The sequence below is a fragment of the Buttiauxella izardii genome (genome assembly GCF_003601925.1).
Classification (GTDB): domain Bacteria; phylum Pseudomonadota; class Gammaproteobacteria; order Enterobacterales; family Enterobacteriaceae; genus Buttiauxella; species Buttiauxella izardii.
Genome location: NZ_QZWH01000047.1, coordinates 23,212 through 31,766, shown reverse-complemented (window position 1 = coordinate 31,766; position 8,555 = coordinate 23,212). Strand labels below are relative to the sequence as shown.

Annotated in this window: 8 protein-coding genes and 2 tRNA genes; 8 read left to right on the top strand and 2 right to left on the bottom strand. The window is 50.9% G+C overall.

The annotated features are described in order from the left end of the window. The first annotated feature begins 77 nt into the window (after window positions 1-77). Window positions 78-154, top strand: a tRNA-Asp gene (locus tag D6029_RS18440). A gap of 55 nt (window positions 155-209) precedes the next feature. Beyond that, window positions 210-285: transfer RNA gene (locus tag D6029_RS18435), tRNA-Trp, on the top strand. Between the two features lie 79 nt (window positions 286-364). Here D6029_RS18435 and hdfR read toward each other — a convergent pair. After that, window positions 365-1,189 carry an HTH-type transcriptional regulator HdfR gene (hdfR, locus tag D6029_RS18430; protein ID WP_120066184.1) on the bottom strand — a complete coding sequence of 275 codons (825 nt, stop codon included), beginning with the start codon at window positions 1,187-1,189 and terminating at the stop codon, window positions 365-367. 119 nt (window positions 1,190-1,308) lie between these two features. Between hdfR and D6029_RS18425 the strand changes: the two genes are divergently transcribed. After that, window positions 1,309-1,647: a MaoP family protein gene (locus D6029_RS18425; protein ID WP_120066183.1), complete on the top strand. Its 339-nt coding sequence runs from the start codon at window positions 1,309-1,311 to the stop codon at window positions 1,645-1,647. Window positions 1,648-1,675: 28 nt separating this feature from the next. Here D6029_RS18425 and D6029_RS18420 read toward each other — a convergent pair whose 3' ends face one another. Further along, on the bottom strand, window positions 1,676-3,196 hold the full coding sequence (locus D6029_RS18420; protein WP_120066182.1) for a YifB family Mg chelatase-like AAA ATPase: 1,521 nt from the start codon (window positions 3,194-3,196) through the stop codon (window positions 1,676-1,678). A gap of 354 nt (window positions 3,197-3,550) precedes the next feature. Between D6029_RS18420 and ilvL the strand changes: the two genes are divergently transcribed. From ilvL to ilvD, 5 genes are all read left to right on the top strand, one after another. Continuing rightward, window positions 3,551-3,649, top strand: a complete 99-nt coding sequence (gene ilvL / locus D6029_RS18415; RefSeq protein ID WP_072279198.1) for an ilv operon leader peptide — start codon at window positions 3,551-3,553, stop codon at window positions 3,647-3,649. A gap of 139 nt (window positions 3,650-3,788) precedes the next feature. Continuing rightward, window positions 3,789-5,435, top strand: a complete 1,647-nt coding sequence (ilvG, locus tag D6029_RS18410) for an acetolactate synthase 2 catalytic subunit (RefSeq protein ID WP_120066181.1) — start codon at window positions 3,789-3,791, stop codon at window positions 5,433-5,435. Further along, window positions 5,432-5,689 (top strand): acetolactate synthase 2 small subunit, encoded by a 258-nt coding sequence (gene ilvM / locus D6029_RS18405; protein ID WP_120066180.1) that lies wholly within the window; start codon window positions 5,432-5,434, stop codon window positions 5,687-5,689. Before ilvG ends, ilvM begins: the two co-directional genes overlap by 4 nt. Before the next feature lie 19 nt (window positions 5,690-5,708). Then, window positions 5,709-6,641, top strand: a complete 933-nt coding sequence (locus D6029_RS18400; RefSeq protein WP_120066179.1) for a branched-chain amino acid transaminase — start codon at window positions 5,709-5,711, stop codon at window positions 6,639-6,641. Window positions 6,642-6,702: 61 nt separating this feature from the next. Continuing rightward, a complete protein-coding gene (gene ilvD / locus D6029_RS18395) occupies window positions 6,703-8,553 on the top strand; it encodes a dihydroxy-acid dehydratase (protein WP_120066178.1) in 1,851 nt (616 codons plus the stop codon). The last annotated feature ends 2 nt before the right edge of the window (window positions 8,554-8,555 follow it).

The window sequence follows — 8,555 nt, the reverse complement described above, 5'->3', positions numbered from 1 at the left end:
GGAACTGCCAGGCTCCAAATTCAAAGCAGTAAGAGCCAGAAAGTGACATCTGGTGGCAGTAAGAAAAGAAATTCGGTGGAGCGGTAGTTCAGTCGGTTAGAATACCTGCCTGTCACGCAGGGGGTCGCGGGTTCGAGTCCCGTCCGTTCCGCCACTTATTAAAAAAATTATGCCTGCTAAATTAGCGGGCATAATACTAAGCGTTATTTAGGGGCGTAGCTCAGTTGGTAGAGCACCGGTCTCCAAAACCGGGTGTCGCGAGTTCGAGTCTCTCCGCCCCTGCCATATATAATCCTTTGCTTCGGCAAAGGATTTTTTTTGTCCAAAATTCCTCAAAATTATCCTGTCAAACTACAAAAGCGCATTACTGCGCTATGAGTGGTGTCTTTAATAATTCTTTGATCGTGCTTTGTTTGTCGCTATTTTGTAACCATATGGCATATAAAGGGCGAGAAAGCATACTGCTATCAGGTACGAGATAAATTCCTTCCCGTTTTTTGGCCCATTCCAGCGGTAAAAATGAACATCCATTGAGCTGTTGTAGCAGTTTATAGGCTATTTGAGCTGAGCTAGTCGTCAGAACCGGAACGTCATCATTGCTGATTAACCCCGTTTCATGCTGCTGAAAATCAGGTCCCCATTCCAGACGTAAATACTTTAACCCTACTTTTGACGTTTGTTGGGAGGCGGAGAAAAGTGCCAGGTCAAAGTGTCCCAGTAATTGACTAGAAAACTCGTCCATCTTAGGTGATTCAGTTGTGATCAGCAGGTCAAGCTGTCGTTCGTGTAATTGCTTAACTAATGATTTGCGCTGAGAGATACGTGCTTCAAATTGCAGGTCTTTATGTTGTTGATAAAGGGCTACAAGCCATTCTGAAAGCATGCATTCCCAAAGCGATGCGCTGGCACCAATTGTTAATTCATTATGCTGTGATGTGTGTGAAACCTCTTTTTTAGCCGCCAGCCAAACACTCATAAGATTTTCTGCATAAGGCAGCAAACGCTCACCAGCGGTGGTCAGCCGAATATTGTTACGATGGCGAGTAAAAAGATTCACACCGAGTTGGTTCTCTAATTGGCGAATACGGAAGCTAACGGCTGATTGCGTTAGATAAAGTGCCTCCGCAGCCCTGCCAAAATGTCGCGTTCGGCTCACTTCGAGGAACGTTTTTAGTAATTCAGTATCCACGACCCACTCCCAAAAAAAATTTGTCGTTATGATTTAAATGTTTTGTTTGACGCTCTGTCAAGCGTAACTAATACTCCGCGCCATAAATAGCTCGACCAAGAGAATTAGGAGCGTGCAGGATGGCGGAAAGCTTTACGACGACTAATCGGTTTTTCGACAATAAACATTATCCGCGCGGGTTTGCTCGCCATGGTGATTTCACCATCAAAGAAGCCCAGCTTTTAGAACGTCATGGTTATGCGTTTAATGAGCTGGATCTGGGCAAGCGTGAACCTGGTACTGAAGAAGAAGTTCTGTTTGTAGCGGTTTGCCGTGGCGAACGTGAGCCAGTGACGGATGCTGAACGTGTGTGGAGTAAGTACATGACGCGGATTAAGCGTCCTAAGCGTTTCCACACGCTGTCTGGTGGGAAACCACAGGCAGATGCGGTTGAAGATTACACCGACAGCGAAGACTAATAAAAAATGGGGCCAAAGCCCCATTTTTTTATCCTGTTAATTGCTGTAAATGAATCAACAAACGGTCAATTGCGCGGTAGCTTAGGGCTTCCAGTAGATGTTCCCGCTTTATCTGTTCACACTTCTGTATATCCGCAATGGTTCGCGCAACCTTCAATAATCGGTGCCAGGCTCGAATCGACAATCCTAGTTTTACCAAAGTCTCTTCCAGCCATACTGCGTCATCGTGTTCAATCGAGCAATGTTTCCGAATTTCATGGTTATCCAGTCGGGCATTGAGCTTCTGCTGGCGTTCGTATTGCCGCTGCTGCGTGTCAATTACTCGCGTCCTCACATCAATACTGCTTTCAATATTCAGGCCAGGGTTACTTAAAATGCCCGGTGGAGGAAGGGGGACCTCAACGGACAAATCAAAACGATCCAGAAAGGGCCCTGAAAGCCTGCTGAGGTAGCGAAGTGTTTGTTCGGGAGTGCAGCGGTTATGTTTCCCCTGGTAATGCCCGGTAGGACTAGGATTCATGGCCGCCAGAAGCTGGAACTTTGCTGGGTAACTAATTTTGGCACGAGTTCGGGATATATGAATTTCACCCGATTCTATAGGCTCACGTAATGAATCCAGCACGCGGCGTTCAAATTCCGGAAGCTCATCAAGGAACAATACGCCATTGTGCGCCAGTGATATTTCTCCCGGCCTTGGAATCGTTCCTCCACCAACCATGGCAGTCAATGAAGCACTGTGATGAGGCGCTCTAAATGGACGCTGACGCCACTGCTGCTGTAGCGTATGTGGATTGACCAGGCTCAGGATCGCTGCACTCTCCAGCGCTTCGCCATCGCTTAAAGGGGGAAGCAAAGTATTGAGGCGACTGACCAGCATGGTTTTACCCGTGCCGGGTGGCCCGATAAGCAGTAGGTTATGCCCGCCTGCGGCAGTGATCTCCAGCGCCCGTTTCCCTTGTGACTGCCCAAAGATTTCATTGAGGTCTTGCCCATATTCAATCGGCGGTTGTTGCAGCTTTTCAGGAGCGAACAATTCACCTCTTCCTTCAAGGAATGCACAGACTTCGGTGAGATGGTTTGCGATAAGGCAACCCGGTTGCTCAATCAAACCGAGTTCTGCGGCGTTTTCATCTGCGACAATAATCTTCTTTCCTAACTTTAAAGCTTCCATGGCGGATGAAATCGCTCCAGGGACGCCACGTAGCGCCCCCGTAAGCGCAAGTTCACCAACGAACTCATATTGACCCAATTTATCAATTGAAAGCTGCTCTGAAGCTGCCAGCAGCGCCAGAGCGATAGGCAAATCATATCGTCCCCCTTCTTTGGGGAGATCTGCGGGTGCAAGGTTTATCGTGATCTTGCGTGCTGGAAAGGTATAACCGCTATTGATGATGGCGCTTCGTACCCTGTCTCGCGCTTCTCGTACTGTTGTTTCCGGTAATCCAACGAGAGTTAAGCCCGGTAACCCCTGGCTGAGATGAACCTCAACGGTGACCAATGGAGCCGCAATACCTAATGCCGCCCTGGTGTTAACAATTGCCAATGACATAGCTCGTTCCTCTGAGGTGAACGTTCATCCTGTCACTTTGCAAAAGTGGTCTAAAGGGGAAAAAGGGAGTTCCGCGCAGTGCTTTCCAGACTTTCTGACGAGATTTCTTTTTTGGAAATTATTCTGCGAGTTGCCTCGCAAAAGATTTATTTATTGTCGGGTTTAAGAGAAAAAGTATAAGAGTCCGCTCTTGATGAATTTTTTTCACTATTTCGTTATTTACTGAAAACAAAAACTTTTTCGGTGATTTTATTTCTACGCCCCTAATCAATCATAAAAAAATCTTGTGCTTCTCTCGCGCACTGTGATAACTCTGTAGGCATTACTTCGAACAAGTAGACAGAATAAACAAACATGAAAGCCCTTCTACGAGTGATTAGCCTGGTCGTGATTAGCGTGGTGGTGATTATTATCCCACCGTGCGGGGCTGCACTTGGAGAAAGAAAGGCTTAAAAATCAAGCCTGAATCGAAAAGAACCCCCGCACCGAAAGGTCCGGGGGTTTTTTGTTGGGTAAAGAAATTTGGAGAGGAACAGATAATGCATCGCAGAATAAAATGCTGTTTCTCCAGTAGTGAGACGGGGAACTAACTATGAATGGTGCACAGTGGGTGGTACATGCGTTGCGAGCGCAGGGTGTAGAGACTGTTTTCGGCTATCCGGGTGGCGCAATCATGCCAGTCTACGATGCGTTGTATGACGGTGGCGTAGAACATTTACTTTGTCGCCATGAGCAAGGCGCTGCAATGGCCGCCATCGGGTATGCACGTTCTACTGGAAAAACAGGGGTTTGTATCGCTACTTCCGGGCCTGGTGCGACTAACTTGATAACCGGCCTTGCCGATGCGTTGTTAGACTCCGTTCCCGTTGTTGCTATCACCGGCCAGGTCGCTGCCCCGTTCATCGGCACCGATGCTTTCCAGGAAGTCGATGTTTTAGGTTTGTCCCTCGCCTGCACCAAACATAGTTTCCTCGTTGAATCTTTCGATGATTTACCTCGCGTTCTCGCTGAAGCCTTTGAAATCGCAAACTCTGGTCGCCCAGGCCCGGTATTGGTCGATATTCCTAAAGATATTCAGTTAGCACAAGGCGATCTGGAGCCGTGGTTATCGACAGTTGAAGATGATTTCGTTATGCCCCATGCGGAGCTGGATCAAGCTCGCGAGATGATAGCGAATGCCCGCAAGCCAATGTTGTATATCGGTGGTGGCGTAGGTATGGCGCAGGCGGTTCCTGCGCTGCGTGAATTTATCTCGGTGACCAATATGCCTTCCACCGTCACCCTGAAAGGTTTAGGCGCTGTGCCTGCGGATCATCCGTTTTATACCGGCATGCTGGGTATGCACGGCACCAAAGCGGCGAATCTCGCGGTACAAGAATGCGACTTGTTGATTGCGGTAGGCGCGCGTTTTGACGATCGCGTCACCGGCAAGCTGAATACTTTTGCTCCACACGCCAAAGTAATCCATATGGATATCGACCCGGCAGAGCTGAGCAAGCTGCGCCAGGCGCACGTCGGTCTGCAAGGGGGTTTGACGCAGATGTTGCAAGCACTGCAACAACCGCTGGATATCGCTGTCTGGCAGCAAGAAGTTGCGACCTTACGCACCGAAAACCCTTGGCGTTACGATCATCCGGGCGAAGCTATTTTTGCCCCGTTGCTGCTCAAGCAAATCTCGGATCGCAAACCGCAAGAGTGCGTGGTGACGACCGATGTCGGCCAGCATCAAATGTGGACAGCGCAGCACATGTCATTCACCCGCCCGGAAAATTTCATTACTTCCAGTGGATTGGGGACGATGGGCTTCGGTCTGCCCGCTGCGGTTGGCGCGCAGGTTGCCAGGCCGAATGATACGGTCATCTGTATCTCGGGTGACGGCTCTTTCATGATGAATGTTCAGGAGCTGGGCACCGTAAAACGAAAACAGCTGCCGTTGAAAATCGTTTTGCTGGATAACCAACGTTTAGGCATGGTTCGCCAGTGGCAGCAAATGTTTTTCTCCGAACGTTATAGTGAAACCAACCTCTCCGATAACCCTGATTTCCTCGTACTGGCCAGTGCTTTCGGCATCCCAGGCCAACGCATTACTCGTAAAGACCAGGTCGAAGCCGCCATCGAAACGATGTTGAACAGCGATGGCCCATACATGCTTCACGTCTCAATAGATGAGTACGAAAACGTCTGGCCGTTGGTGCCGCCCGGTGCCAGTAACTCACAAATGATGGAGAAATTATCATGATGCAACATCAGCTGGCAGTAACGGCCCGTTTTCGCCCGGAGACACTGGAACGCGTGTTACGCGTTGTTCGCCATCGCGGTTTTCAGGTTTGTTCTATGAACATGGTCACGCAGGGAAATACCGACGATATTAATATTGAATTGACCGTTGCCAGCCTGCGCCCAGTCGAATTACTGTTTAGTCAATTAAGCAAACTGGTGGACGTTGGTCGCGTCGAAATCCAGCAACAAACAACACAACAAATCCGCGCCTGAGCGCAGAAGGAAGAGAACAATGACGACGAAGAAAGCTGATTACATCTGGTTCAATGGTGAGATGACGCCGTGGGGCGAAGCAAAGGTTCACGTAATGTCCCATGCGCTGCATTACGGCACATCGGTCTTTGAAGGTATCCGTTGCTACGAATCTCACATCGGGCCAGTGGTGTTCCGCCATCGTGAACACATGCAGCGTTTGCGTGATTCCGCAAAAATCTATCGTTTCCCTGTCTCACAAAGTGTTGATGAGTTGATGGAAGCCTGCCGCGCCGTTATCCGCAAAAACAACCTGACCAGCGCATACATTCGCCCATTAGTGTTTGTGGGTGACGTTGGTATGGGCGTAAACCCACCAGACGGTTACACCACTGATGTGATCATCGCAGCCTTCCCATGGGGTGCATACCTCGGCGCAGAAGCGCTGGATCAAGGGATCGACGCAATGGTTTCCTCATGGAACCGTGTGGCACCAAACACCATTCCAACAGCGGCAAAAGCTGGTGGTAATTACCTTTCTTCATTGCTGGTTGGCAGCGAAGCGCGCCGCCACGGTTATCAGGAAGGGATCGCGCTGGATGTGAACGGTTACTTGTCTGAAGGTGCGGGCGAAAACCTGTTTGAAGTGAAAGACGGCATCCTGTTTACCCCGCCGTTTACCTCTTCTGCGCTGCCGGGCATCACCCGTGACGCCATCATCACGCTGGCGAAAGATCTGGGAATCGAAGTGCGCGAACAAGTGTTATCCCGCGAATCTCTCTACCTGGCAGACGAAGTGTTTATGTCTGGCACTGCGGCAGAAATCACGCCAGTTCGTAGCGTTGACCGTATTCAGGTTGGCGAAGGCCGCTGTGGCCCAGTCACCAGGCGCATTCAGCAAGCATTCTTTGGCCTGTTCACCGGCGAAACCGAAGACAAATGGGGCTGGTTAGATCAGGTCAACCCTAAGTAAAAATATCACCAGGCGGACGGCGATTACCGTCCGCTCGACAGACAGACTGGAGTAAATCAGCATGCCTAAGTACCGTTCAGCCACCACCACCCATGGCCGTAATATGGCGGGTGCCCGCGCATTGTGGCGCGCAACAGGGATGACCGATGACGATTTCGGCAAGCCAATTATTGCGGTAGTAAACTCCTTTACCCAATTCGTACCCGGCCACGTTCACCTGCGCGATTTGGGTAAACTGGTTGCCGAACAAATCGAAGCCTCCGGCGGCGTTGCTAAAGAGTTCAACACCATCGCCGTTGATGACGGCATCGCTATGGGCCACGGCGGCATGCTTTATTCTCTGCCGTCCCGCGAATTGATCGCCGATTCCGTGGAATACATGGTCAACGCACACTGTGCCGATGCGATGGTTTGTATCTCCAACTGCGACAAAATCACCCCAGGAATGTTGATGGCCTCTTTGCGCCTGAACATTCCGGTCATTTTCGTTTCCGGCGGCCCGATGGAAGCCGGGAAAACCAAACTGTCTGACCAAATCATCAAACTCGACCTGGTCGATGCGATGATTCAGGGCGCTGACCCGAAAGTGAGCGACGAGCAAAGCGATCAGGTTGAACGCTCCGCCTGTCCAACCTGCGGTTCTTGTTCCGGTATGTTCACCGCCAACTCCATGAACTGCCTGACCGAAGCGCTGGGCTTGTCTCAGCCGGGGAACGGTTCGCTGCTGGCGACCCACTCTGACCGTAAAGATCTGTTCCTCAATGCCGGTAAACGCATCGTTTCTCTGACCAAACGTTATTACGAGCAAGACGACGAAAGTGTTCTGCCGCGTAACATCGCCTGTAAAGAAGCGTTCGAAAATGCCATGACGCTGGACGTCGCGATGGGTGGCTCAACCAACACCGTTCTGCACCTGCTGGCTGCGGCTCAGGAAGCTGAAATCGACTTCACTATGACCGATATCGACCAGCTTTCTCGCAAAGTTCCGCAGCTGTGTAAAGTCGCGCCGAGTACCCAGAAATACCATATGGAAGATGTGCACCGTGCAGGTGGCGTCATTGCTATCCTCGGCGAACTGGATCGCGCAGGGCTGTTGAACCGCAACGTGAAAAACGTGCTGGGTCTGACTCTGCCTGAAACGTTGGAACAGTACGATGTCATGCTGACTCAAGACGAAAGCGTGAAGAGCATGTACTCCGCAGGACCGGCGGGTATCCGTACCACAAAAGCGTTCTCACAATCCTGCCGTTGGGATTCTCTGGATGTTGACCGCGCGGGCGGATGTATCCGTTCGAAAGAAAACGCCTACAGCCAGGATGGTGGATTAGCGGTGCTATATGGCAACTTCGCTGAAAACGGCTGTATCGTGAAAACGGCAGGCGTGGACGACGAAAGCCTGGTGTTCCGTGGCCCGGCTAAAGTTTACGAAAGCCAGGACGATGCGGTTGAAGCGATCCTTGGTGGCAAAGTTGTTGCGGGCGACGTGGTTGTCATCCGTTACGAAGGGCCTAAAGGCGGGCCGGGCATGCAAGAAATGCTCTATCCGACGACCTTCCTGAAATCAATGGGCCTGGGCAAAGCCTGTGCGCTGGTCACCGATGGTCGTTTCTCTGGCGGTACGTCCGGGCTTTCAATTGGCCACGTTTCTCCGGAAGCGGCAAGCGGCGGCAACATTGCACTGATTGAAGATGGCGACATGATTGCGATTGATATCCCGAACCGTGGAATCCAACTGCAATTGACCGATCAAGAAATGGCGGCGCGTCGTGAAGCGCAGGAGGCTCGCGGTGCGCAAGCCTGGACTCCTCGCAACCGTGAACGCCAGGTTTCCTTTGCCTTGCGCGCTTACGCAAGCCTTGCCACCAGTGCTGATAAAGGTGCGGTGCGCGACAAAAGTAAGCTTGGAGGCTAACG

Coding starts and splice junctions, on each gene's coding strand:
- ilvG (WP_120066181.1), top strand. CDS start 3,789: ATGAATGGTGCACAGTGGGTGGTACATGCGTTGCGAGCGCAGGGTGTA.
- D6029_RS18420 (WP_120066182.1), bottom strand. CDS start 3,196: ATGTCATTGGCAATTGTTAACACCAGGGCGGCATTAGGTATTGCGGCT.
- D6029_RS18400 (WP_120066179.1), top strand. CDS start 5,709: ATGACGACGAAGAAAGCTGATTACATCTGGTTCAATGGTGAGATGACG.
- D6029_RS18425 (WP_120066183.1), top strand. CDS start 1,309: ATGGCGGAAAGCTTTACGACGACTAATCGGTTTTTCGACAATAAACAT.
- ilvM (WP_120066180.1), top strand. CDS start 5,432: ATGATGCAACATCAGCTGGCAGTAACGGCCCGTTTTCGCCCGGAGACA.
- ilvD (WP_120066178.1), top strand. CDS start 6,703: ATGCCTAAGTACCGTTCAGCCACCACCACCCATGGCCGTAATATGGCG.
- ilvL (WP_072279198.1), top strand. CDS start 3,551: ATGAAAGCCCTTCTACGAGTGATTAGCCTGGTCGTGATTAGCGTGGTG.